This window comes from Cupriavidus taiwanensis (assembly GCF_900250075.1).
GTDB lineage: Bacteria > Pseudomonadota > Gammaproteobacteria > Burkholderiales > Burkholderiaceae > Cupriavidus > Cupriavidus taiwanensis_C.
The window spans coordinates 1,839,286-1,862,166 of the sequence record NZ_LT977071.1; the positions used below are offsets into that span (position 1 = coordinate 1,839,286).

General features: G+C 68.6%; 21 protein-coding genes. 19 read left to right on the forward strand and 2 right to left on the reverse strand.

The window, feature by feature from the left end; genetic code table 11:
* Positions 1-6 precede the first annotated feature (6 nt).
* The 8 genes from CBM2588_RS24655 to CBM2588_RS24690 all read left to right on the forward strand — a co-directional run bounded on the left by CBM2588_RS24655 (position 7) and on the right by CBM2588_RS24690 (position 6,988).
* Entirely contained in the window at positions 7-780 is a 774-nt protein-coding gene (locus CBM2588_RS24655; protein WP_115682925.1) for an ABC transporter ATP-binding protein, read from the forward strand.
* Positions 777-1,514, forward strand: coding sequence for an ABC transporter ATP-binding protein (locus CBM2588_RS24660; protein WP_115682926.1), 738 nt, complete (start codon positions 777-779; stop codon positions 1,512-1,514). The genes CBM2588_RS24655 and CBM2588_RS24660 overlap by 4 nt, the downstream gene beginning before the upstream one ends.
* A gap of 12 nt (positions 1,515-1,526) precedes the next feature.
* Positions 1,527-2,411 (forward strand): branched-chain amino acid ABC transporter permease, encoded by an 885-nt coding sequence (locus tag CBM2588_RS24665; RefSeq protein ID WP_115682927.1) that lies wholly within the window; start codon positions 1,527-1,529, stop codon positions 2,409-2,411.
* Positions 2,411-3,454 carry a branched-chain amino acid ABC transporter permease gene (locus tag CBM2588_RS24670; RefSeq protein ID WP_115682928.1) on the forward strand — a complete coding sequence of 348 codons (1,044 nt, stop codon included), beginning with the start codon at positions 2,411-2,413 and terminating at the stop codon, positions 3,452-3,454. The genes CBM2588_RS24665 and CBM2588_RS24670 overlap by 1 nt, the downstream gene beginning before the upstream one ends.
* An 82-nt stretch (positions 3,455-3,536) precedes the next feature.
* Positions 3,537-3,842 (forward strand): non-heme iron oxygenase ferredoxin subunit, encoded by a 306-nt coding sequence (locus tag CBM2588_RS24675; protein WP_115682929.1) that lies wholly within the window; start codon positions 3,537-3,539, stop codon positions 3,840-3,842.
* 10 nt (positions 3,843-3,852) lie between these two features.
* On the forward strand, positions 3,853-5,133 hold the full coding sequence (locus CBM2588_RS24680; RefSeq protein ID WP_115682930.1) for an NAD(P)/FAD-dependent oxidoreductase: 1,281 nt from the start codon (positions 3,853-3,855) through the stop codon (positions 5,131-5,133).
* 12 nt (positions 5,134-5,145) lie between these two features.
* Positions 5,146-6,435, forward strand: a complete 1,290-nt coding sequence (locus tag CBM2588_RS24685; RefSeq protein WP_115682931.1) for an aromatic ring-hydroxylating dioxygenase subunit alpha — start codon at positions 5,146-5,148, stop codon at positions 6,433-6,435.
* Between the two features lie 37 nt (positions 6,436-6,472).
* A complete protein-coding gene (locus tag CBM2588_RS24690) occupies positions 6,473-6,988 on the forward strand; it encodes an aromatic-ring-hydroxylating dioxygenase subunit beta (protein ID WP_172583660.1) in 516 nt (171 codons plus the stop codon).
* Between the two features lie 46 nt (positions 6,989-7,034).
* Here the strand turns inward: CBM2588_RS24690 and CBM2588_RS24695 are convergent, their stop codons facing one another.
* On the reverse strand, positions 7,035-7,565 hold the full coding sequence (locus CBM2588_RS24695) for a MarR family winged helix-turn-helix transcriptional regulator (RefSeq protein ID WP_115683726.1): 531 nt from the start codon (positions 7,563-7,565) through the stop codon (positions 7,035-7,037).
* Positions 7,566-7,672: 107 nt separating this feature from the next.
* Positions 7,673-8,344: an ankyrin repeat domain-containing protein gene (locus CBM2588_RS24700; protein WP_115682933.1), complete on the reverse strand. Its 672-nt coding sequence runs from the start codon at positions 8,342-8,344 to the stop codon at positions 7,673-7,675.
* A 218-nt stretch (positions 8,345-8,562) separates the two neighbouring features.
* Here CBM2588_RS24700 and CBM2588_RS24705 point away from each other — a divergent pair, with 218 nt between their 5' ends.
* From CBM2588_RS24705 to CBM2588_RS24755, 11 genes are all read left to right on the forward strand, one after another.
* On the forward strand, positions 8,563-9,030 hold the full coding sequence (locus CBM2588_RS24705; RefSeq protein ID WP_115682934.1) for a nucleoside deaminase: 468 nt from the start codon (positions 8,563-8,565) through the stop codon (positions 9,028-9,030).
* A 331-nt stretch (positions 9,031-9,361) separates the two neighbouring features.
* Complete coding sequence (locus CBM2588_RS24710; protein ID WP_115682935.1) at positions 9,362-9,571, forward strand: hypothetical protein; 210 nt, start codon at positions 9,362-9,364, stop codon at positions 9,569-9,571.
* Positions 9,572-9,634: 63 nt separating this feature from the next.
* Positions 9,635-10,330, forward strand: a complete 696-nt coding sequence (locus tag CBM2588_RS24715) for an intradiol ring-cleavage dioxygenase (RefSeq protein ID WP_115682936.1) — start codon at positions 9,635-9,637, stop codon at positions 10,328-10,330.
* 403 nt (positions 10,331-10,733) lie between these two features.
* Entirely contained in the window at positions 10,734-11,777 is a 1,044-nt protein-coding gene (locus tag CBM2588_RS24720) for a TRAP transporter substrate-binding protein (protein WP_231942325.1), read from the forward strand.
* Positions 11,778-11,795: 18 nt separating this feature from the next.
* Positions 11,796-12,425 (forward strand): TRAP transporter small permease subunit, encoded by a 630-nt coding sequence (locus CBM2588_RS24725; RefSeq protein ID WP_115682938.1) that lies wholly within the window; start codon positions 11,796-11,798, stop codon positions 12,423-12,425.
* Positions 12,422-14,347 (forward strand): TRAP transporter large permease, encoded by a 1,926-nt coding sequence (locus CBM2588_RS24730; RefSeq protein ID WP_115682939.1) that lies wholly within the window; start codon positions 12,422-12,424, stop codon positions 14,345-14,347. Before CBM2588_RS24725 ends, CBM2588_RS24730 begins: the two co-directional genes overlap by 4 nt.
* Positions 14,348-14,392: 45 nt before the next feature.
* On the forward strand, positions 14,393-15,859 hold the full coding sequence (locus tag CBM2588_RS24735; RefSeq protein WP_115682940.1) for an MFS transporter: 1,467 nt from the start codon (positions 14,393-14,395) through the stop codon (positions 15,857-15,859).
* A gap of 457 nt (positions 15,860-16,316) precedes the next feature.
* Complete coding sequence (locus CBM2588_RS24740) at positions 16,317-17,717, forward strand: HlyD family secretion protein (RefSeq protein ID WP_115682941.1); 1,401 nt, start codon at positions 16,317-16,319, stop codon at positions 17,715-17,717.
* Positions 17,718-17,740: 23 nt separating this feature from the next.
* Positions 17,741-19,084: a hypothetical protein gene (locus tag CBM2588_RS24745; RefSeq protein ID WP_115682942.1), complete on the forward strand. Its 1,344-nt coding sequence runs from the start codon at positions 17,741-17,743 to the stop codon at positions 19,082-19,084.
* Between the two features lie 2 nt (positions 19,085-19,086).
* Positions 19,087-21,048 (forward strand): glycosyltransferase family 2 protein, encoded by a 1,962-nt coding sequence (locus CBM2588_RS24750; protein WP_115682943.1) that lies wholly within the window; start codon positions 19,087-19,089, stop codon positions 21,046-21,048.
* A gap of 38 nt (positions 21,049-21,086) precedes the next feature.
* The gene (locus tag CBM2588_RS24755; RefSeq protein ID WP_115682944.1) at positions 21,087-22,868 is read left to right on the forward strand and encodes an efflux transporter outer membrane subunit; all 1,782 of its coding nucleotides are present in this window, start codon (positions 21,087-21,089) and stop codon (positions 22,866-22,868) included.
* Positions 22,869-22,881 lie beyond the last annotated feature (13 nt).

Here is a 22,881-nt window from a genome sequence, read left to right on the forward strand (position 1 = left end):
GCGCCAATGCCTGAGCAAGACGTGATCCTGCGCACGCAGCGGCTGACCAAGGCGTTCAAGGGCTTTACCGCCGTCAGCGATGTCAGCCTGTCGGTGCGGCGGGGCTCGATCCATGCGCTGATCGGCCCCAACGGCGCCGGCAAGACCACCTGTTTCAACCTGCTGACCAAGTTCCACGCGCCGTCGTCCGGCTCCATTCATTTCAACGGGGCCGACATCACCGCTCTGCGCCCGGCGCAGATCGCCCGCATGGGCGTGATCCGCTCGTTCCAGATTTCCGCGGTGTTCCCGCAGCTGACCGTGCTGGAGAACGTGCGCATCGCGCTGCAGCGCAAGCTGGGAACGTCGTGGCATTTCTGGCGCGGCAAGCGCTCGCTGTCACGGCTGGATGCGCACGCCATGGAACTGCTGGACGAGGTGGGCCTGGCCAGCTTCGCGCACCTTGGCACGGCGGAGCTGGCCTATGGCCGCAAGCGCGCACTCGAGCTGGCCACCACGCTAGCCACCGATCCGGAACTGATGCTGCTGGACGAGCCCACGCAGGGTATGGGCCACGAGGACGTCGAGACCGTGACCGCGCTGATCAAGCGCGTGTCCGCGGGACGGACCGTGCTGATGGTGGAGCACAACATGAGCGTGGTGTCGTCGATCGTCGATCGCATCACGGTGCTGCAGCGCGGCGCCGTGCTGGCCGAGGGCACGTACGACGAAATCTCGCGCAATCCGCAGGTGAAGGAAGCCTATATGGGAACCACCGAAGACCAGCAGGAGGCCGCATGACCGCAACCGCCACCCCGGCCCTCGAATTGCGGGGCCTGCATGCCTGGTACGGCGAATCGCACATCCTGCACGGTGTCGACCTGGCGGTCCATCCGGGTGAAGTGATCACGCTGCTGGGCCGCAACGGCGCCGGGCGCACCACCACGCTGCGCGCCATCATGGGACTGACCGGCACGCGCAAGGGCTCGGTGCGCGTATTCGGCCGGGAAACGATCGGCATGAAGACGCACCGCATTGCGCCGCTGGGGCTTGGCTACTGCCCGGAGGAGCGCGCCATTTTCGCCAGCCTGTCGTGCGAAGAGAACCTGCTGCTGCCGCCGGCCTTCGAGGCAGCGCCGGGCGCGACGGGTCTGCTCGAGCCCATGTCGGTCGCCGAGATCTACGAGATGTTCCCCAACCTGCATGAGCGGCGCAAGAGCCAGGGCACGCGCATGTCGGGCGGCGAGCAGCAGATGCTGGCAGTGGCGCGCATCCTGCGCACCGGCGCCAGCGTGCTGCTGCTCGACGAGATCTCGGAAGGGCTGGCACCGGTGATCGTGCAGAAGCTCGCAAAGATGATCGCCACGCTGCGCCGGCGCGGCTACACCATCGTCATGGTGGAGCAGAACTTCCGCTTCGCGGCGCCGCTGGCGGACCGCTTCTTCGTGATGGAGCACGGCCGCATCGTGGAGGCCTTCGCCGCCAGCGAGCTGGAACGGAAGATGTCCACGCTCAACGCCCTGCTGGGCGTGTAAGGAGACCTTGTCATGGAATTGTTTGGAGTGCCCCTGCCCGCGCTGCTGAGCCAGCTGCTGCTGGGGCTGGTCAACGGGTCGTTCTACGCGATCCTGAGCCTGGGGCTGGCCGTGATCTTCGGCCTGCTCAACGTGATCAACTTCGCGCACGGCGCGTTGTTCATGCTGGGCGCGGTGCTGGCGTGGATGGGCCTGAACTACCTTGGGATCAGCTACTGGCTGATGCTGCTGCTGGCGCCGCTGGTGGCCGGTGCGCTGGGCGTTGTACTAGAGCGCACCATGCTGCGCCACCTGTACCGCTTCGACCACCTGTACGGGCTGCTGCTGACGCTCGGCATCTGCCTGCTGATCGAAGGCTTGCTGCGCTCGGTCTACGGGGTCTCCGGGCTGCCCTACCCCACCCCTGAAGCGCTGACCGGTATCAGCCAGCTGGGCTTCATGGTGCTGCCCAACTACCGTGCCTGGGTGGTAGTGGCATCGCTGACGGTGTGCTTCGCTACCTGGTTCATGATCGAGAAGACCCGGCTGGGCGCTTACCTGCGCGCCGGCACCGAGAATCCGCGCATGGTCGAAGCCTTCGGCGTCAATGTGCCGCTGCTGGTGACGCTGACCTATGCCTTCGGCGTCGGGCTGGCGGCGCTCGCCGGCGTGCTCGCCGCGCCGGTGATGCAGGTGTCCCCGCTGATGGGTCAAAACCTGATCATCACGGTGTTCGCGGTGGTGGTGATCGGCGGCATGGGCTCGATCCTCGGCTCGATCTTTACCGGCCTGGGACTGGGTGTGTTCGAAGGCATCACCAAGGTCTACTATCCCGAAGCGTCCGCGACCGTTGTCTTCGTCGCCATGGTCTGCGTGCTGCTGGTGCGGCCGGCCGGTTTGTTTGGAAAGGAGAAATAATGGCAAGCCCCACTTACGCAACGCGGCCGCGGCTCGCATACGGACTGCTGCTGGCGGCGCTGCTGCTCGCGCCCTGGCTGGGCGCCTACCCGGTGCTGGTGATGAAGCTGCTGTGCTTCGCGCTGTTTGCCTGCGCCTTCAACCTGCTGCTGGGCTATACCGGGCTGGTGTCGTTCGGCCATGCCGCGTTCTTCGGCGGCGCTGCCTACGCCTGCGGCTATGCAATGAAGTCGCTGCAGCTCGCGCCGGAACTGGCGCTGCTCGGCGGCACCGCCTTCGGTGCGCTGCTGGGACTGGTGTTCGGCGCGCTGGCGATCCGCCGCCAGGGGATCTACTTCGCCATGATCACGCTGGCGCTGGCGCAGATGTTCTACTTCTTCTGCCTGCAGGCGCCAATCACCGGCGGCGAAGACGGCATGCAGGCGGTGCCGCGCGGCGAGCTGTTCGGCTTGCTGCCGCTGGCGTCCGATCACACCATGTACTACGTGGTGCTGGCGATCACGGTCGCTGCCTTCCTCGGCATCATGCGTATCGTCAACTCGCCCTTCGGGCAGATCCTGCGGGCGATCAAGGAAAACGAGCCGCGCGCGGTCTCGCTGGGCTATGACGCGGACCGGTTCAAGCTGCTGGCGTTCGTGCTGTCGTCGGCGCTGGCCGGGCTTGCGGGCGCGCTCAAGACTCTGGTGCTGGGCTTCGCCACGCTGACCGACGTCCACTGGATGATGTCGGGCTCGGTGATCCTGATGACACTGGTCGGCGGCATGGGCACCCTGTCCGGCCCGCTGGTCGGCGCGCTGGTCATTGTCGCGCTGGAGAACAAGCTGGGGGATGCGGGCAACGCGCTGGCGGCGATGACTGGGATCGGCTGGTTCGATACGCTGGGCGAGTCGGTCAGCATGGTGACCGGGCTGATCTTCGTGGTCTGCGTGCTGACGTTCCGCCGCGGCATCATGGGCGAGATCCTGGCGCGGTGGCAGACACGTCCCACGCTGCAGCACGGCGCCGCGGCCACGACCGGGACGGCCCGCACCAGTCAGGGTTAACAAGGATATTTCTCGCCCAAAACATCAGTACACTGATCTTATATACTCAGCATACTGACAAATTAGATTTACGGAGATGACCATGGCATGGATTCACATCGATGCGGCCGACACGCTGCAGAACGACGAGGTGATGCCGCTGACGCTGGGCGATCGCCAGCTTGCCGTCTATCGCAGCGATGACGCGTTCTTTGTCACCGACAACGTCTGCACGCACCAGTACGCCCTGCTGTCCGACGGCTATCTGGAAGACGGCTGCATCGAATGCCCTCTGCACCAGGCCCGCTTCGACATCCGCACCGGCAAGGCGATGTGCGCGCCCGCAACCGGCGATATCCGCACCTATCCGGTCAAGATCGAAGACAGCCGGGTGTGGGTCGAGCTGTAAGGAGGCGGTCATGACAGAGCACACGCCCATCCTGATCGTCGGTGCCGGCCAGGCCGGCGCCATGGCCGCGGCCACGCTGCGTGGCCTGGGCTACGGCGGCCGCCTGGTCATGGCAGGCGGCGAACGGCACGCGCCGTACGAACGCCCCCCGCTGTCCAAGTCCGTGCTCGCCGACGTCGGACAGGACGGCAAGATCGGCGTGCACCCCGCCAGCTTCTATGCCGACCAGGACATCGAACTGCGGCTGGGCGCCAGCGTCACCTCGCTCGATGCAGCCCGCCATGTCGCGCACCTGGCAGACGGCAGCGCCATCGGCTACGACGCCTGCCTGCTCGCCACCGGCGGCAATGCCCGCGTGCTGCCGGCGCTGCCGCCGGGCACGCCCCATGTGCATTACCTGCGCTCGCTGGATGACGCGGCGCGCCTGCGCGACGCCATGCCGCGCGCCGGTGAACTGGTGGTGATCGGCGGTGGCTTCCTTGGCCTGGAGACCGCTTCGACGGCCGCGGCCATGGGCCTGAAGGTTACGCTGGTCGAGCATGCACACCGCCTGCTGGCCCGCGCGCTGCCCGCTGAGCTTTCCACGTGGCTGGCCGACCGGGTGCAGGCGCAAGGCGTGACCCTGCGCCTCGGCTGCGGCATCGTTCATTGCGATGTCCAGGGCGGCGCCGTGCGGATGCAACTCGACGATGGCGCGTCGCTGCGCGCTCCGCTGGTGGTGATTGCCATCGGCCTCACCCCGGAAGTCACGCTGGCGGTGGGCGCCGGGCTGGCTCTGCATCCGCAGAACGGCGGCATCCAGGTCGACGCCCGGTGCCGCACCAGCGCCGAAAGCGTCTACGCCGCTGGCGACTGCTGCAGCCAGTACCAGCCGCTGTTCGGCACCGAGGTGCGGCTCGAGTCGTGGCAAAGCGCCAATGAGCAGGCGCGCATCGCGGCAGCATCCATGATGGCCGTGGATGCCGAACCCGCAGCACTGCCGTGGTTCTGGACTGACCAGTTCGGTTGCAACGTACAGATGCTCGGCGCCGCGCATCCGGAACTCCGTTATGCCTGGCGCGGCAGCGCCGCCCACGATGACGCCGCGCCGAAGTTCATGCTGCTGGGCACCCGCCAGGGCCGCCTGAGCCACGCCATTGCCGTGAATGCAGGCGGCGACCTGCGCCAGTTGCGCGCACTGGTTGGACGCGACGTCTCATCCCATCTGGCACGCCTGTGCGACGACAGACTGCCGCTGCGACAGGTCGTCCGCGAACGCCAAACCGAAGCAGACAGCTCTATCACACTCTGAGAGGACCCCCACATGTACCAGACACAAGCGGTGATCCAGCACACGCTGGGCAAGAAGAACCCGTCGCTGGATGAATGCCGCTGGCCCGAGGACGGGCTGCACTATATCCCCGACTGGGTCTATACCAGCCAGGCCGTGCATGACCTGGAACTGCAGAAGATCTTCCGCGGCCGCTCGTGGAACTATGTCGCGCTCGAAGCCGAAATCCCGCATGCGGGCGACTTCAAGCGCTCGTATGTCGGCGCGACGCCGTTGGTCGTGTCGCGCGCCGAGGACGGCTCGATCAACGTGTTCGAGAACCGGTGCGCGCACCGCGGCGCCGAGTTCTGCCGCCACAGCCAGGGCAACGCCAAGGAATTCGTCTGCCCTTACCATCAGTGGTCCTACGATCTCAAGGGTAACCTGCAGGGCGTTCCGTTCAAGCGCGGCGTCAACCGCGCCGGCGGCATGCCCAAAGACTTCCGCAACGAAGACCACGGACTGGTGAAGCTGCACGTGGCAACGCGCAACGGCGTGATCTTTGCCTCCTACGCGCCCGACATGGAAAGCCTGGAAGACTACATGACGCCGGAGATCCTGAAGGACTTCGACGTGGTCTTCAACGGCAAGCCGCTCAAGGTGCTCGGCTATTACAAGAACGAACTGCCGTGCAACTGGAAGATGTACCACGAGAACCTGAAGGACCCCTACCACGCCACGCTGCTGCACTCCTTCCTGGTGGTGTTCGGCCTGCTGGTGGCGGGCAACGAGTCGGCAATGATCGCCGACCCCGCGCACGGCCGCCACGGCACCATGGCATCGGCCAAGAAGGAAGACAAGTATGCGGCCGTCAGCGACGAGAACAAAAAGGAGATGCGCTCGTACCACGAAGGCATGCGGCTGGAGGACGAGCGCTTCCTGGAGTACGTGCGCGAGTTCGACTCACCGTGGTCGGTGACGATGCAGACGATCTGGCCCAACCTGATCGTGCAGCGCGAGATGAACACGCTGGGCGTGCGCCAGATCGTACCCAACGGCCCCGACAGCATGCTGATGCTGTGGACCATGTTCGGCTACGAGGACGATACCGAGGAAATGACGCAGCACCGCCTGCGCCAGGGCAACCTGATGGGCCCCGCCGGCTTTCTCGGGCTGGAAGACAATGAGGCGATGAAGTTCGTACAGGAAGGTGTGCGCCGCTCCAGCAGCGACCTCAACGTGCTCAAGCTGGACGCCCAGCAGATCGGCACTTCCAGTTCCCTGATCTCCGAATCCGCGATCCGCGCGATGTACCAGTACTACCGCGGCGTGATGGGATTCTGAACGCGGCCTGACGGGAATCCAAAAGCATATGAAACCGATGAACTACTCCCTCTATCGCGAGAGCACCCTCGGCACCGCGCGCGCGGCCGAACTGCGGCTGGAGATCGATGCCTTTCACGCCGACTATTGCGCGGCGCTGGACGCCGGCATGGTCGAGCACTGGCCGGGCTTCTTCACCGACGATGCGCTCTACCGCATCACCGCGCGCGAGAACGCCGAACGCAACCTGCCGGTCGGGCTGGTGTATGCCGAAGGCATCGGCATGCTGCGCGACCGCGCCGCGGCGATCGCCAATACGCAGATGTTCGCCCCGCGCTACAACCTGCACCTGGTGACCAACACGCGGGTCAGCGACGAGACCGTCGACGGCGATATCGTGGCGCAGGCCAACTTCATGCTGTTGCAGACGCTGGTCGAAGGCCCCACCACGATCCACCTCGCCGGGACCTACCATGACCGCTTCCGCCGCCAGGGCGGCAGGCTGCTGCTGCGCGAGCGCCAGGTGGTGTACGACACCACCATCATCGCGAACGACCTGGTCTATCCGGTCTGAGCCACATCGCAATGAAAAACGGCGGGCCTTGAGCCCGCCGTGGTGCTTACATGCTCCGCAAAACGGTGCGGCTGTACTGGTTGTTGGCTTCCACCAGTGTGGCCAGCAATTCCATGAATACCTCCCGCTGCGCCGGCTTCAGCGGCGCCAGCATGCGCTCCTGCGCGCGCGCCATGTCGGCACGCAGCGACGTGACCACGCTCTTGCCTTCGCGCGTCAGGTGAACGTGGCGCGTGCGCCGGTCCGCGGGATTCTCGCGGCGCTCGACCAGGCCCCGCTCTTCGAGCCGGCGCACCACGTCCATCGTCGTGGTTCGGTCCAGCCCCACCTCCTGTCCCAGCGAGGTCTGGTCCAGCCCCGGCAGCACCGACAGCACGGTCAGGATGGCGTACTGCACCGGCGTGATATTGGGCGCCTTGCACTCCTCGAAGAACATCGCCACGTGGATCTGGTGAAGCCGCCGCACCAGAAACCCGGGACGTGCCCAGAGCAGTTCCTTGGCCGGATCCGCTTCCGGCACTGCAGTAGCCAGGCCGCCGCTTTCAGTCGTTGCACTGCGCTTTGCTCTCGAAGCCATTGCCTTCACCATTTTGTATGCACACTGACAGTATATATGAGGCTCGGTCACGGCGCCCCCAAAACGGGTCGCAGCCGATGGCACGCAGATCACAGAGCGCAGCAGTCTCAACGCGCGCCGGCGTCGCGGAGTAGGCGCTCGATTTGCGTATAGCCGCGCTGGCGCGCATGCTGCACCGGCGTGACCCCGTCGCCGTCGGCCAGGTTCACGTCGGCCCCCGCGTTGACCAGCAGGCGCACGATCTCGGTATGGGCGGCGCCGCCGTTGCCGAGGATGATGGCCTCGAGCAAGGCCGTCCACTTGAGCCGGTTCACATGGTCCACCGCCACGCCGGCCGCGATCAGCAGGCGCACGGTCTCGACATGGCCGCGCTCGGCGGCGGGGATCAGCGCGGTGCCGCCGTAGCGGTTGGTGCTGAGCAAGTCGGCGCCGTGCGCCAGCGTCATGCGCAGGATCTCGTTGTGGCCGCGCGCGCCGGCATACAGGTAGGGGCTGTCGTGGATCGCGTCCTGCGCGTTCACGTCGGCGCCGGCATCGATCAGCACCCGCGCCGCCTGCACGCGGTTGTGGTGCGTGGCCAGCAGCAGCGCGGTGCGTCCCTGCGCGTCGCGCGCGTCGATGCTGGCGCCCTGGGCCAGCAGCGCGCTGACCTGCGCGGCGTCGCCGCGCGCCGCGGCGTCGCGCAGTTGTTGCTCGGGCGTTGCGCTCGCGGCGGCGGGAACGGATGTCAGCATGGCAATGAACAGGGACAGGGAAACGAACAGGCGCGCCACCAGCATGTGGAATCCTTCAGGAATACATCGGGCGCATTCTGGCACGCCGCCCGCGCCACGCGAAGTTAAGGATTCGAATGCGCGCCAGTGCCAGCCGCAATAGCCGGCCGGCGCCCGAATACGCTCTATAACAACCCGCGCCACCGTGCCCGCGCAGGCTGTCCTATAGTCGCGAGGCCCGCATCACTCAGCCTGCGCGGGCCAGGCCTGAACGGAGACAACGCGTGTCGACAACCGAAGCCTATCTGCTGGATTCCATCCGCCTCGCCATGGAGAACGTGCGCGAGCGCAATACCTGGCCCTTTGGCGCCGTGGTAGTCAAGGACGGCAAGGTGCTGGCGCGCGCGGTCAACGAGGTCGATGCCACCTGCGACCCCAGCGCGCATGCCGAGATGCAGGCGGTGCGCGCCGCCAGCCGCGCGCTCGGCAAGCCCGACCTGAGCGGCTGCACCGTATACGCCAGCGGCTATCCCTGCCCGATGTGCCTGACCGCGATGTACCTGGCCGGGGTCGAGGCGGTCTACTACGCGTATTCCAACGAGGATGGCGCTCCTTACGACCTGTCGGCCGAGCGCGGCTACGTCGAGCTGGCCCGTCCGCTCGAGCAGCGCGAGATGAAGCTGGCCTACGTGCCGGCGCGCGACGAGGGCGTCGACCTGTACGAAGCCTGGCGCGCGCGGCAAGCGCGGTAAGGGCGAGGGGCAAGCCGGGAGCGGACGGCTGCCGCTCCCTTTGCCCACGATGCCGGCATGGCCATCGCTTTGTCACCGCGGCCGGCTAGTATGGAGATGACGGCGCTGCGACAGCGGGTCACATGTAACGGACGGCGGCAGCAAGGAACCGCGCGCGGAGCCTCCCGTCAAACCAATGGATTGCGAGACTCCGGCAGCGCTGCGCATTGCGGCGCAACATGTGCAATGCATGTGGCCGCGTCGTCCCGACGATCGTATTACGCCTTCCCGCCGGCGCGATGTCGCCGCGCAGACTCCCAGCAAACGCCCCCCTCTAGCCAAGGAGACGAACGTGCTGAGCCCGCATGAACTTGCCACGCTGCTGTTGCTGAGCGACGGCCCCGATTCCCTCGATTCCACCGATTCCCGCCAGATCGATCCCACCGACCTCAAGGCCCTGGTCGACAAGCGATTGGTTCACCTCGAAGTCCTGCACGGTCGCCGCCAGGCGCCGCGCATCACCAGCCACGGTTATTCCATGCTCAAGGCCATGGGACGCTGAGGCCGCGTTGGCCGATTCGCGGCAAGCGCCGTCCAGCCCACCCGCAACCCCACGGAGGCCTCCATGACAACGGGCCCGGCGCCTGATGCCGGCGTCCCCGCAGACCCCGACGCGGCGCGCCGCCGCTTCCTGCGCGACCTCGGCCTGCTGGCCGCGGCCGGCATTGCGCCGGGCACGGCCGCGGCGGCAACGCCCGCGGCCTGCCTGCTGACGCCGGCCGCCACCGAAGGACCGTTCTACCTGGACGATGCCCTGGTGCGCGCCGATATCCGCGATGGCCGTCCCGGCCAGCCCTTGCGGCTGCGCATACGGGTGGTCGATGCCGGGCGCGGCTGCGCGCCGGTGCCGGGTGCCCTGGTCAGCATCTGGCACTGCGATGCGCAAGGCCACTACAGCGGCGAAGGCGGCGGCGACCGGCAGGCGCGCTTCCTTCGAGGGGTCCAGCCGGCGGACAGCGACGGGGTCGCCACCTTCACCTCGATCTATCCCGGCTGGTACGCGCCGCGCGCCATCCATATCCACTTCAAGGTGCTGCTCGGGCGCGCGGAGGCGCTGACCAGCCAGCTGTATTTCAGCGACGCGCTCAACCGCCAGGTCCTGGGCAGCCATCCGGCCTACCGTGCGCACGGCGTGCCGGCGCGCGCCACCGTGCAGGATCCGATCGCGGGTCCACGCCCCAACCTGATGGCAGTGCGCGAGGCCGCCGAAGCGCCGGGGTTGCTTGAAGCCGGCTTCACGGTCGGCATCGCGCGCGCCTGAGCCGGCGGCACGTCGCTCGTCTGCGGCCACGAAGTGCGTCGGCGCACACCGCGCGGGTAATCCCTAGATTGTGGTTCCCTGTGCCTTTCCTACCATGAAGGGAATCACGGGCCACCTGCCCGGCACCCCTGCCCGTCGGCAGGCCTGCCGCGCGTCCGCTGGCCCCGCATGCTCCAGTTTTTCCCGACTTTTCCGGTGTTCGCGTCAGTGGCGAGCGGCCTCGGTCCTCCATGGCCGGCACGCTCGCGGGTAGTCCCACACTCATCAGAGGGAGACGGTCATGGCATCCAGGGCGAGGAAATCAGAGGGGCGGAGCAGCGGTCAGGGTAGCGGCCATGGCAGCAGCGTGTCCCGCCGCGGCTTCCTGGGCGGCGCCGCCGGCGCGGCCGCGGGGGCGGCCGCCATGGGCTTCCCGGCCATAGTCAAGGCGCAGGGGCCGGTCACGATGCGCTGGCAGAGCACCTGGCCCACCAAGGATATTTTCCACGAGTTCGCCGGCGACTTCGTCGCCAAGGTGAACGACATGTCGGGCGGCGACCTCAAGATCGAGCTGCTGCCGGCGGGCGCGGTGGTCAAGGCCTTCGACCTCATCGACGCGGTCAGCAAGGGCACGCTGGACGGCGGCCATGGCGTGATCGCGTACTGGTATGGCAAGAACTCGGCGCTGGCGCTGTGGGGCTCGGGCCCGGCCTGGGGCATGGACCCGAACATGCTGCTGGCCTGGCACAAGTACGGCGGCGGCAAGGAATTGCAGCAGGAGATCTACCGCAGCCTGAACCTGGACGTGGTCTCGTTCCTGTACGGGCCGATGCCGACCCAGCCGCTGGGCTGGTTCAAGAAGCCCATCACCAAGCCGGAAGACTTCAAGGGGCTGAAGTTCCGCACCGTCGGGTTGTCGATCGATATCTTCACCGGCCTGGGCGCCGCGGTGAACGCGCTGCCGGGCGCCGAGATCGTGCCGGCGATGGACCGCGGCCTGCTCGACGCGGCGGAATTCAACAACGCCAGTTCCGACCGCGCGCTGGGCTTCCAGGACGTGTCCAAGGTCTGCATGCTGCGCAGCTTCCACCAGTGCTCGGAACAGTTCGAGATCCTGTTCAACAAGAAGCGCTACGACGCGTTGCCGGCCAAGCTCAAGGCGCTGATTGCCAACGCGGTGGAAGCGGCCTCGGCCGACATGTCGATGAAGGCCATCGACCGCTATTCCAAGGACTACCAGGCGCTGCAGCAGCAAGGCGTGAAGTTCTACGCCACCCCCAACTCGGTGCTGCAGGCGCAACTGAAGATCTGGGACGAGATCGTGGCGCGCAAGGAAAAAGAGAACCCCATGTTCAAGAAGGTCAATGATTCGATGAAGGCCTTCGCGCAGCGCTCCACGCGCTGGCAGAACGATACCAACGTCGACTACCGGCTGGCCACCAGCCATTACTTCTCCAAGCGCGGCTGAGTCCGCGGGACGCGCGCCGTGCAACGCCTGCTGCTGGGCATCGACTGGCTCAGCACCCTCGTGGGCCAGGCCGCCTCGTGGCTGATCATCGCGCTCACGCTGATGATCAGCTACGAGGTGTTCTCGCGCTATGCGCTGGGCGCGCCGCACGCCTGGGTGTTCGACGCCAGCAACATGCTGTACGGCGCGCTGTTCATGCTGGCGGGCGCGTACACGCTGGCCAAGCGCGGCCACGTGCGCGGCGACATCCTCTACGGCTTCCTGTCGCCGCGGATGCAGGCCGGCATCGACCTGGTGCTGTACCTGGCGTTCTTCTTCCCCGGCGTGATCGCACTGGCCTGGGCCGGCATCGATTTCTTCGAGGTCTCGCTGGCGCAGAACGAACACTCTTCGATCGCCGCCGACGGCCCGCCGATCTATCCGTTCAAGGCGGTGATCCCGGTGGCCGGCGCGCTGCTGCTGCTGCAGGGCGTGGCCGAAACCATCCGCTGCGTCCTGTGCCTGCGCAGTGGCAGCTGGCCGCTGCGCGAAGGCGATGTCGAGGAAGTCGACGTCGACAAGCTCAAGGAGATGGTGCAAGGCACGCCCACGGCCGAGCTGGTCGACGCTCCGCCGCCGCGCGACAACCCGCCGGGAGCCGGCCGATGAGGAAGGAACTGTGGTTTGGCGTGTCGCTGATGGTGCTGATCGTCGGTGCCGTGGCCTGGTTCATGCCGGCTCCGGGGGACTGGACCAGCGGGCACCTGGGCCTGCTGATGCTGGCGCTGATCGTGGTGGCGATCATGCTGGGCTTTCCCACCGCGTTCACGCTGATGGGCATGGGCGTGCTGTTTTCCTGGCTGGCTTACCGCAACGCCAACCCCGAGATCGCGGTACAGCAGACGCTGGACCTGATGGTGCAGCGGGCCTATGCGGTGATGACCAACGATGTCCTGATCTCGATCCCGCTGTTCGTGTTCATGGGCTACCTGGTCGAGCGCTCGAACCTGATCGAGAAGCTGTTCCGCAGCCTGCACCTGGCGCTGGCGTGGATCCCCGGTTCGCTCGCCGTGGCCACGCTGGTGACCTGCGCGATTTTTGCCACCGCCACCGGCATCGTCGGCGCGGTGGTCACGCTGATGGGGCTGCTGGCCTTCCCCGCCATGCTGCGCGCGGGCTACAGCACCTCGCTGTCGGCCGGCGCGGTGACCGCCGGCGGCTGCCTGGGCATCCTGATCCCGCCGTCGGTGCTGCTGATCGTCTACGGCGCCACCGCGGGCGTCTCCGTGGTGCAGCTCTATGCCGGCGCCTTCTTCCCCGGCCTGATGCTGACCGGGCTCTATGTGCTTTACATCGTGCTGCTGGCCAAGCTCAAGCCCGCGCTGGCGCCGCCGCTGCCTGAAGCGGAACGCGTGGTGCCGCTGCCGCCGGTGGCGCGCACGCTGCAGGCGCGCGGCGCCACCCATGCCCTGCCGGCGCTGGGCGCGGGCCTGATGCGCGCACTCAAGGGCCCGCGCAATGCCGAGGTGCCAAGCGCCGTGTTCGCGCGCCAGCTCGGCATCGTGCTGCTGCCGGCGCTGGCGACGGCGCTGGTAATGGGCACGATCTACAGCGTGGTCACTTCCCCGGCCGCGAGCATCGCGGTCGAGTCGCCGTTGTCGCTGGGCGGCGCAGAGGAAAGCAGCGCGGCGGTCGACGACCTGGCGGCACCGCCGTCGGAGGAACCGGCGGCGCCGGCCGCCGCGGCACCGGCCACGCCTGCGGCACCGGCCACGTCCGCCACACCCGGCGCCGCCGAGGCGGATGCCCGCCCCGCTACCACGCCTGCCGCCGCCGTGTCGGCACCGCGCTGGTTCTGGATCACGCTGGCGGTGGTGGGCCTGCTGCTGGTGTATTTCTACTGGCGCTTCAGCTTTGCGCGGGTGGAAATCTTCAAGATGCTGCTGACGTCTTTCTTCCCGCTGGCGCTGCTGATCCTGGCGGTGCTGGGTTCGATCGTGTTCGGGCTGGCCACGCCCACCGAGGCCGCCGCGGTCGGTTCGCTCGGCGGCGCGCTGCTGGCGGCCGCCTACCGCCAGCTGAACTTCCGCGTGCTCAAGGAATCGGTGCTGCTGACCGCCAAGACCAGCGCCATGGTGTGCTGGCTGTTCGTGGGCTCGTCGATCTTCTCGGCCGCGTTCGCGCTGCTGGGCGGGCAGGCGCTGGTCGAGCAATGGGTGCTGTCGATGAACCTGTCGCCGGTGCAGTTCATGATCCTGGCGCAGCTGATCATCTTCCTGCTGGGGTGGCCGCTGGAGTGGACCGAGATCATCATCATCTTCATGCCGATCTTTATCCCGCTGCTGGACAACTTCGGCATCGATCCGCTGTTCTTCGGGCTGCTGGTGGCGCTGAACCTGCAGACCGCCTTCCTGTCGCCGCCGGTGGCGATGGCCGCGTTCTACCTGAAGGGCGTGGCGCCGCCCCATGTCACGCTGAACCAGATTTTCCTCGGCATGCTGCCGTTCATGGGCATCCAGCTGATTGCGCTGGTGCTGCTCTACGTCTTCCCTGAAATCGGCCTCTGGCTGCCGACCGTGCTGTACCGCTGAGCGGCGCATCGTTGCCGCGGCGCCCGTTTCCTATACTGGTTGGCAATGCCAACCGATACCGCCCTCGCCAGCCCGCCTGCCGGCACCACCTTCCACACCGACATTCCCGGGCGGCTCGACCGCCTGCCGTGGTCGCGCTGGCACTGGCGCGTGGCGATCGCGCTGGGCGTCGCGTGGGTGCTCGATGGCCTGGAGGTCACGCTGGTGGGCTCGGTCGGCGCGGTGCTGGAGCGTCCCGATACGCTCGGGCTGAGCGCGACCGAGGTGGGCTGGTCGGGCTCGCTCTACATCGCCGGCGCGGTGCTGGGGGCGCTGGTGTTCGGGCGCATGGCCGACCGGCTCGGCCGCAAGCGGCTGTTCCTGGCCACGCTCGCGGTCTACATGGTGGCCACGCTGGCGACCGCGTTCGCACCCGACTTTGCCTTCTTTGCGGCCTGCCGCTTCTGCACCGGCCTGGGCATCGGCGGCGAATATGCCGCCATCAATTCGGCCATCGACGAACTGATTCCCGCGCGCGTCAGGGGACGCGTGAACCTGGCCATCAACGGCAGTTTCTGGCTGGGCGCGGCGCTGGGCGCGGGGCTCAGCCTGGTGCTGCTGGATGCGCGCGTATTCGGTCCGGTGTGGGGCTGGCGCGCCTGCTTCGCGCTCGGCGCGGTGCTGGCGGTGGCGATCGTGCTGGTGCGCCGGCATGTGCCGGAGAGCCCGCGCTGGCTTGCCACGCACGGGCGGCTGGACGAGGCCGAGCGCATCATCGCCGCGATCGAGGCCGAAGTGCGCGCCAGCCATGGGACGCTGCCGCCGGTGTCGCCCGATTGCGCGGCGGTGGCGATGCGCCGCCGCGCCGCGCCCGGCGTGGGCGAGGTCATGCGCCTGCTGCTGCGGCGCTTTCGCCAGCGCAGCCTGATCACGCTGGCGCTGATGGTGGCGCAGGCCTTCTTCTACAACGCGATCTTCTTCACCTATGCGCTGGTGCTGTCGCGCTTCTACGGCGTGCCGGAAGCCCGCGTGGCGCTGTATATCTTTCCGTTCGCGCTCGGCAACGCGCTGGGCCCGCTGCTGCTGGGGCCGTTGTTCGACCACGTCGGGCGCCGGCGCATGATCGCCGCCACCTACGTGCTGTCGGGCGTTGGCCTGGCCTTGACCGGCTGGGCCTTCGTGCAGGGCTGGCTCGACGCGCGCACGCAGGCGCTGTGCTGGTCCGCGGTGTTCTTTCTCGCCTCGGCCGCGGCCAGTTCCGCCTACCTGACCGCGAGCGAGGTATTCCCGCTGGAAATGCGCGCGCTGGCGATCTCGGTGTTCTACGCCGTGGGCACCGGCACCGGCGGCTTCATCGCGCCGCTGCTGCTGGGCGCGTTGATCGAGAGCGGCAGCCGCGAAGCAGTGGCGGCGGGCTACGGCTTCGGCGCGGCGCTGGTGATCGTCGCCGGGCTGCTGGCGTTGCGCTTCGGCATCGATGCCGAACGCCGCCCGCTGGAGCATATCGCGCCGCCGCTCGGCAGCGACGAATAGAGACGCTGCGCGGCGCAATTCTGCGCCTCTTCTCCACGCCGTGTTAAGCAGTGCTACAGCCTCCTCTTACACATTCTTACAGCAAGCGAAGGGGCAACTGACTAGCCTTAACTCACCCGCGGCGGCCTGAGTGCGTGAATCTTTGCTTCAGCGGGCCGCCATGTCTTGGCCAATCAACTGGCCATTGTTCAACTCTGCCTGGATGAAGCCGGGCAACTCCACGGGCTGCACGCCGCTGCATGCGGTATGTCGGTCCGATTGCAAAGTGCGCCGATACGGCCCAGCCACATCGCGCGTGCTGCAGACAACAAGCTGAATTGGGGACTTGCAAGCCGGGCCACGCGCGACAGCCCTTGCGCGACGCCACACGCTTGCCTGACGGATACGCTCGCCCGGCATCCATGCGCCGGATGCCGGCGGGGATGTTTTTTGACTTTGCTTGCCGGAGAACAACACCATGGCCGACCAGCGCAACAACCCACCGCCGCGCCCCCACTCGCTGACCCCCGCCCCGCTGCGCCAACCCCAGGGCGAGGGGCTGGTGCAGCGCCCGCAGCCGGTCGCCGTGCCGCTGTGGCATATCGTGCCGCGCATGGCGGGCTACGGCGTGGTGCTGTTCATCATCTGGGCCGTGCTGACGATCATGTTTCCAAATGTGTTTACGCGCTCGTCGGAACGCGCGGTGGTGAACAGCCCCGTCAGCCTGGTGACGTCGCCGGTGGAGGGCGTGGTGATGAAGCAGATGGTGGCCGCGGGCCAGCCGTTCACGGCCAACCAGGCGCTGATGGTGGTGCAGAACCCCAACATCGACCGTTCGCTGCTGGTCGACCTGACCGGCAAGAAGCTCGACAACCAGCAGCGCTATGACTCGGCCAAGGCGCGGCTGGAAAGCAACCGACGGCTGATGGCTGCCACCGACCAGGACCTGCAGCGCTACAACAGCGCCGCGCAGCGCGAGCATGCCGCGCGCGTGCGCGCGCTGGAAGCGCGGCTGGCTTCGGCCAAGGCGCAGGAAGACCAGCAGCAGGAAGTGGTCAACCGCAACCAGGGCATGCAGTGGGCCGGCGCGGTCAGCGAGGCCTATACCAATGCCTCGCGCTACCAGCTGTCGATGCTGTCCAACGCCAAGGCCGCGGCCAAGGCCGAGCTCGACAATGCCATCGGCGACAGCCAGGCGTCGCGCAACAAGGTCTATGCGTCGTCCACCGACGGCCCCAGCGCCACGCTCGCGCAGCGCCGCCAGGTGCTGGGGGCGGAAGCGGCACAGCTGACGGCGGAGCTGGAGCAGCTGGAAGCCTACGGCAAGTCGGTCGACGCAATGATCGCGACCGAGCAGGAACGCATCGACCGTCTCTCCAACCTTGAGATCCGCTCGCCCGAGCCCGGCACCATCGAAGACCTGATCGCGCAGCCGGGCATGCGCGTCGCCGCCGGCGCCACCCTGGCGCGCGCCAGCAACTGCGCGCAGACGCGCGTGGTGGCGGTGTTCCCGCGCAGCCTCAGCGACAACCTGCTGCCCGGTGCGCGCCTGAACGTGCAGGTCGACGGCGTGCCCACCGCGCTGCCGGCATCGGTGGCCGAGGTGCTGCCGCGCGCGCCGGACGGCGACCAGGCGCGCTACTTCGTGCCGTTCCCGCCGATCGAGAAGAACGAGATCTACGTGATCGCCAAGCTCGACCGCCCGCTGGGCAACCTGCCGGCCAAGGCCGGCGCGGCGTCGGGCAGCGCGGCCGCGCCCGCTACCGCAGGCACGGCAGCGGCGGCGGCGCCGGCGCAGTCCGGACACTGCGGCATGGGCCGCTGGGCCCGCGTCACGCTGAACCAGAGCTGGCTGGGCCAGCTGCGGGCCTCGCTGTAAGCGCCCGCGCCAAGGAGAGCCGGATGCGATTGCCGATCCCGACCGCGCGCCTGCCCCGCATGATCGCCGGCGCGCTGCTTCCCGTCCTGCTGGCGCTGGCGCCGAGCGCGGCGCGCGCCGCCGATCCCGCGCAGCAGGCGCTGCTGTCAGAAGGCTGCAAGGCGCTGGCCGACCAGGTCGCCCGCGCCGGCGGCAATGGCCCGCTGTTCCTGCCCAGCTACGAGCCCGCGCCCGGCGGCGAACCGCTGTCGCCGGCGCTGCGCAATGCCGCCTTCGTCTACGACAACGCGCTGGCCGGCATCGCGCTGGTCGCCTGCAAGCGGCCCGCGGAAGCGCGCCGCATTGCCGACGCGGTGCTGCAAGCCACGCGCCAGGACCGCCACTTCCGCGACGCGCGCTTGCGCAACGCCTACCGCGCCGGGCCGCTGCCAGCGGGCCCGGCGCCGCTGCCGGGCTGGTGGGACGAACCCAGCAAGCGCTGGTTCGAAGACGCCTACCAGGCCGGCACCGCCACCGGCAACGTGGCCTGGGCCGCGCTGCTGCTGCTGGCGGTGCATGACGCCACGCGCGATGCGCGCTATCTCGACGGCGCCGCGGCGCTGATGGGCTGGGTGCATGCCACCGTGCCCGACCCCGCCGCGCCGGCCGGCTATATCGGCGGCTTCTTCGGCCATGAGCCCAAGCAGATCCGCCAGGGCTGGAAATCGACCGAGCACAACGTCGACACCTATGCGGCCTTCAGCTGGCTGGCCAGCCTGCGCAACGAGCCGCGCTGGCGCGACGGCGCGGCGCGCTCGCGCGGCTTTGTCGGCGCCATGTGGCAGCCGCGCGAGGGCCGCTTCATCATCGGCACGCACGACGACGGGCGCGCGCCCAATGCCGGCCCGTCGGCGCTGGACGCCGTGCTGTGGCCGCTGATCGCCTTCCCCGATCCGCCGCAGGACTGGCGCCGCAACCTGGCCTGGGTCGAAGCCAGGCATCGCGCCGGCGCCGGCTACGGCTTCAAGGGCAGCCCCGACGGCATCTGGACCGAAGGCACCGGACAGGCCGCGCTGGTACTGCAGGCCGCCGGCCAGGCGCAGCAGGCCGCGCCGCTGTGGCCGCTGCTGCGGGCGCAGCGCGCGCCGTCCGGCATGCTCTACGCCACGCCGCAGGCGCGCGTCAGCACCGGGCTGTCGATCGGCCCAACCTCCACCACCGAGGACTTTCACTACTTCCACCTGCCGCACCTGGGCGCCACCGCGTGGGCGGTGCTGGCCGCCGCGCGCTGGAACCCGTTCCGCCCGGGCGGCTGCCTGGAGCCGTCCTGCCCGCCGCCGGCCATCGCTGCCACCGCCGCCGCCAGCCCCACCCCCGACAAGGACTGACGATGTTCGCCCTCTTCCTGGAAAACCAGACGCTGCTGATCATCAACGGCGGCGTGCTGCTGGCCACGGTGCTGCTGTCGCTGCTGTGCCGGCACGAACGGCCGGCGGACCGCATCCTGTTCGGCGGCATCACCGCGCTGCTGCTGGGCGTGTACCTGACCTGGCGCATCCGCGAAACCCTGCCCGACTGGCAGATGACCTTCGCCAGCGTGTGGGCCCATGTGTTCTTTATCTTCGAATGCATGACGCTGGCCTACACGCTGCTGTCGATCGTGGTGCTGTCGCGCACCAGCAACCACACGCCCGATGCCGACGCCGGCGAAGCGGCGCTGCGCCGCGCGCAGCGGGTGCCGCCGGTGGACATCTTCATCGCTACCTACAACGAAGGCCTGGAGATCCTGGAGAAGACCATCGTCTCCGCGCTGGCGATCGACTATCCGGACTTCCGCGTCTGGGTGCTCGACGACACCCGCCGCGACTGGCTGCGCGAGTTCTGCGAGCGCGTCGGCGCCAACTACGTGACGCGTCCCGATAACGCCCACGCCAAGGCGGGCAACCTCAACAACGGCCTGCGCCACAGCGCCGCCGCCGGCGGTGCGCCCTACATCCTGGTGCTGGACGCGGACTTCGCGCCCCATCGCAACATCCTGCTGCGCACCGTGGGCCTGTTCGGCGACCCGCGCGTGGGCGTGGTGCAGACGCCCCAGTTCTACTACAACGCCGATCCGATCCAGTACAACCTGCGCGCCACCGAATGCTGGGTCGACGAGCAGCGCGCCTTCTTCGACGTGATGCAGCCGGCCAAGGACGCGTGGGGCGCGGCGTTCTGCATCGGCACCTCGTTCGTGGTGCGGCGCGACCTGATCGAGCTGATCGGCGGCTTCCCCACCGGCACCGTGACCGAGGACATCCACCTGACCTACCGGCTGCTGCCGCACGGCTATATCACGCGCTGGCTCAACGAGCGCCTGAGCGTGGGCCTGTCGGCCGAGGGCCTGCCCGAATACATCAGCCAGCGCAGCCGCTGGGGGCTGGGCACGATCCAGGTGGCGCTGACCGCCGACGGACCGCTGCGCGGGCGCGGCTACACCTTCATGCAGCGCCTGCACTATGTGCACGGGCTGCTGCACTGGCTGTCGCGCCCGTTCACGCTGATGCTGCTGGCGGGGCCGCTGCTGTACTGGTACTTCGGCGTCTCCACGCTGTACGGCGAGCCGCTGCAGTTCCTGGCCTACGGCCTGCCCGCGCTGGTGGCGTACTGGGCGTACAGCATCTGGATCACCGGGCAGCGCGCGCTGCCGATCTTTACCGAGGTGACGCAGATCGTCGCGGCGCTGGCGGTGACCGCGTCGCTGGTCAGCGCGATGTTCAAGCCGTTCGGCCGGCCGTTCAAGGTCACCAACAAAGGGCTGGACCGCTCCAAGCTGGTGATCCACGGCAAGTTCGCCGCGCTCTACGCCGGCCTGCTGGGGTTCTCCGCGCTCGGCCTCGGCCGCGCGCTGGTGGTGGACCCCGATGCGCAGGGCCTGGCCTTCAACACGATCTGGACCGGCGTGGCGCTGATGCTGTACCTGGCCTCGCTGCTGGTGTGCGTGGAACTGCCGCGGCCGCGCAAGGAAGAGCGCTTTCCGCACCATGCCGCCGCGCTGCTGCGCGTCGACGGGCGCGAGTACCGCGTCACCACCCGGGACCTGTCCTGCAACGGCGTGGCCGTGAACACGCCGCTGGCGCCGGCCTTCCGCCCCGGCATGGAAGGCGCGCTGTGGCTGGCGCAGACCGGCTGGATCCCGTGCCGGGTGGTACGCCGCGACGGCCAGTTGCTGGGGATCGCGCTGCATACCAGCATGGCCGCGCGCCACGCGCTGATCCGGCTGCTGTTCACCGATCCCGCCCACAACATTGCCCGACAGGGGCAGCCCAAGCTGGCGATCTCGCGCTTCATGCGCCGTGCGCTGATGGGCTGACCCCTGCTGCTCCCGTTTCTCTCTCTCCGGAACCATCCATGCGAAGCCTGCCCCGTCCCCGCCGCCGTGCCCCCCTGCCGCCACGCCTGCTGCTGCCTGGCGCGCTGGTACTGGCGCTTGCCGCGTGCACGCTGGAGCCGCAATACCAGCGCCCCGAAGCCCCGGTCCCGTCGGCATGGCCCGACGGCGCGGCCTACCGCACCGCGCAGGCCAAGCCGGCCAACGGCGCGGCGCAGCCGGGCCAGCCGGCGCAGCCCCCAGGCCCCTCGGCCGCCGACCTGGGCTGGCGCGATGTCTTCGTCGACCCGCAACTGCGCCAGCTGATCGAGCTGGCGCTGGCCAACAACCGCGACCTGCGCATGGCCACGCTGGCCATCGACGAGGCGCGCGCGCTGTACCAGATCCAGCGCGCGGCGCAGTTTCCCACCGTGGAGGGCAATGCCGGCATGGTGTCGCAGCGGCTGCCGCAACGGCTGCGCGCGGCGGGACAGTCGCCGCAGATCACCACCTACAACGCCGGCATCGGCCTGACCGCGTTCGAGCTGGATTTCTTCGGCCGCGTGCGCAGCCTCAAGCATGCCGCGCTGGAGGAATACATGGCCACCGAAGAGGCGCGCCGCAGCGCGCAGATCAGCCTGGTGGCGGAAGTGGCCAGCGCCTACCTGACGCTGCGTGCCGACCGCGCGCTGCTGCAGCTGTCGCAGAACACGCTCAAGACCCAGCAGGACGCGGCGGAGATGGTCCGGCGCGGGCACCAGGTGGGCGCGATGGCGCAGCTTGACCAGCATCGCGCGCAAACCCAGGTGCAGACCGCGCAGGTGGGCGTGGAGCAATACACCCGGCAAGTCGCGCAGGACGAGAACGCGCTGGCGCTGCTGATCGGCGGGCCGCTGCCCAAGTCGGTCACCGATGCCGGTGCCGCGCCCGCCAATCCGAATGCCCCCGCGCCGGATCCGCTCGACGCGCGCATGCTGATGCGCGAGTTCCCCGAAGGGCTGCCCTCCAGCGTGCTGGTGCGCCGTCCCGACATCCTCGACGCCGAGCACCGGCTCAAGGCCGCCAACGCCAATATCGGCGCGGCGCGCGCGGCCTTCTTCCCGCGCATCTCGCTGACCGGCGCGCTGGGCGTGGCCAGCAGCAGCCTTGCGGGGCTGTTCTCGGGCGGCATGGCGTGGGTCTTCGCGCCGCAGCTGACGGTGCCGATCTTCGATGCCGGACGCAACCGCGCCGGCCTCGACGCGGCCAACGTGCGCAAGGACATCAACGTCGCCAACTACGAGAAGACCATCCAGACCGCGTTCCGCGAAGTGGCCGACAGCATGGCGGCACGCGCCACCTACGAGCGCCAGGTGCAGGCGCAGGAAGCGCTGGTGCGCGAAGGCAGCGAAACCCGGCGGCTGTCGGAGATGCGCTTCAAGAACGGCGTGGACGACTACTTCGGCGTGTTCGACGCGCAGCGCGAGCTCTACACCGCGCAGCAGGCGCTGATCACCTACAAGCTGGCCGGGCTGACCAGCCGCGTATCGCTGTACAAGGCGCTGGGCGGCGGCTGGCGCGAACTGACCGAGGCCGCTCCGGGCGCCAACGGCGCGCCCGCCGCCGGCCCGCAAGCCGCGGTGCGGCCCCAGGCGGTGGCGCAGCCGCAGGCCGTCGCGCAACCTCAGGCGGTCGCGCAGCCGCAAGCCGTCGCACAGCAACTCGCGCAGCCTCAAGCCGTCACACAGCAACAGCCCGTCGCACAGCCGCAGCCAGCGGCGCAGGCGCCGGCACCGGCCCCGGCGACGGTGCAGCCGGCCGCTGCCGCCACTGCACCACGCTAAGGCTCGCGCGGCG

Coding starts and splice junctions, on each gene's coding strand:
- CBM2588_RS24680 (WP_115682930.1), top strand. CDS start 3,853: ATGACAGAGCACACGCCCATCCTGATCGTCGGTGCCGGCCAGGCCGGC.
- CBM2588_RS24655 (WP_115682925.1), top strand. CDS start 7: ATGCCTGAGCAAGACGTGATCCTGCGCACGCAGCGGCTGACCAAGGCG.
- CBM2588_RS24675 (WP_115682929.1), top strand. CDS start 3,537: ATGGCATGGATTCACATCGATGCGGCCGACACGCTGCAGAACGACGAG.
- CBM2588_RS24720 (WP_231942325.1), top strand. CDS start 10,734: ATGGGCTTCCCGGCCATAGTCAAGGCGCAGGGGCCGGTCACGATGCGC.
- CBM2588_RS24685 (WP_115682931.1), top strand. CDS start 5,146: ATGTACCAGACACAAGCGGTGATCCAGCACACGCTGGGCAAGAAGAAC.
- CBM2588_RS24715 (WP_115682936.1), top strand. CDS start 9,635: ATGACAACGGGCCCGGCGCCTGATGCCGGCGTCCCCGCAGACCCCGAC.
- CBM2588_RS24755 (WP_115682944.1), top strand. CDS start 21,087: ATGCGAAGCCTGCCCCGTCCCCGCCGCCGTGCCCCCCTGCCGCCACGC.
- CBM2588_RS24730 (WP_115682939.1), top strand. CDS start 12,422: ATGAGGAAGGAACTGTGGTTTGGCGTGTCGCTGATGGTGCTGATCGTC.
- CBM2588_RS24745 (WP_115682942.1), top strand. CDS start 17,741: ATGCGATTGCCGATCCCGACCGCGCGCCTGCCCCGCATGATCGCCGGC.
- CBM2588_RS24750 (WP_115682943.1), top strand. CDS start 19,087: ATGTTCGCCCTCTTCCTGGAAAACCAGACGCTGCTGATCATCAACGGC.
- CBM2588_RS24660 (WP_115682926.1), top strand. CDS start 777: ATGACCGCAACCGCCACCCCGGCCCTCGAATTGCGGGGCCTGCATGCC.
- CBM2588_RS24735 (WP_115682940.1), top strand. CDS start 14,393: ATGCCAACCGATACCGCCCTCGCCAGCCCGCCTGCCGGCACCACCTTC.
- CBM2588_RS24740 (WP_115682941.1), top strand. CDS start 16,317: ATGGCCGACCAGCGCAACAACCCACCGCCGCGCCCCCACTCGCTGACC.
- CBM2588_RS24700 (WP_115682933.1), bottom strand. CDS start 8,344: ATGCTGGTGGCGCGCCTGTTCGTTTCCCTGTCCCTGTTCATTGCCATG.
- CBM2588_RS24690 (WP_172583660.1), top strand. CDS start 6,473: ATGAACTACTCCCTCTATCGCGAGAGCACCCTCGGCACCGCGCGCGCG.
- CBM2588_RS24695 (WP_115683726.1), bottom strand. CDS start 7,565: ATGGCTTCGAGAGCAAAGCGCAGTGCAACGACTGAAAGCGGCGGCCTG.
- CBM2588_RS24670 (WP_115682928.1), top strand. CDS start 2,411: ATGGCAAGCCCCACTTACGCAACGCGGCCGCGGCTCGCATACGGACTG.
- CBM2588_RS24665 (WP_115682927.1), top strand. CDS start 1,527: ATGGAATTGTTTGGAGTGCCCCTGCCCGCGCTGCTGAGCCAGCTGCTG.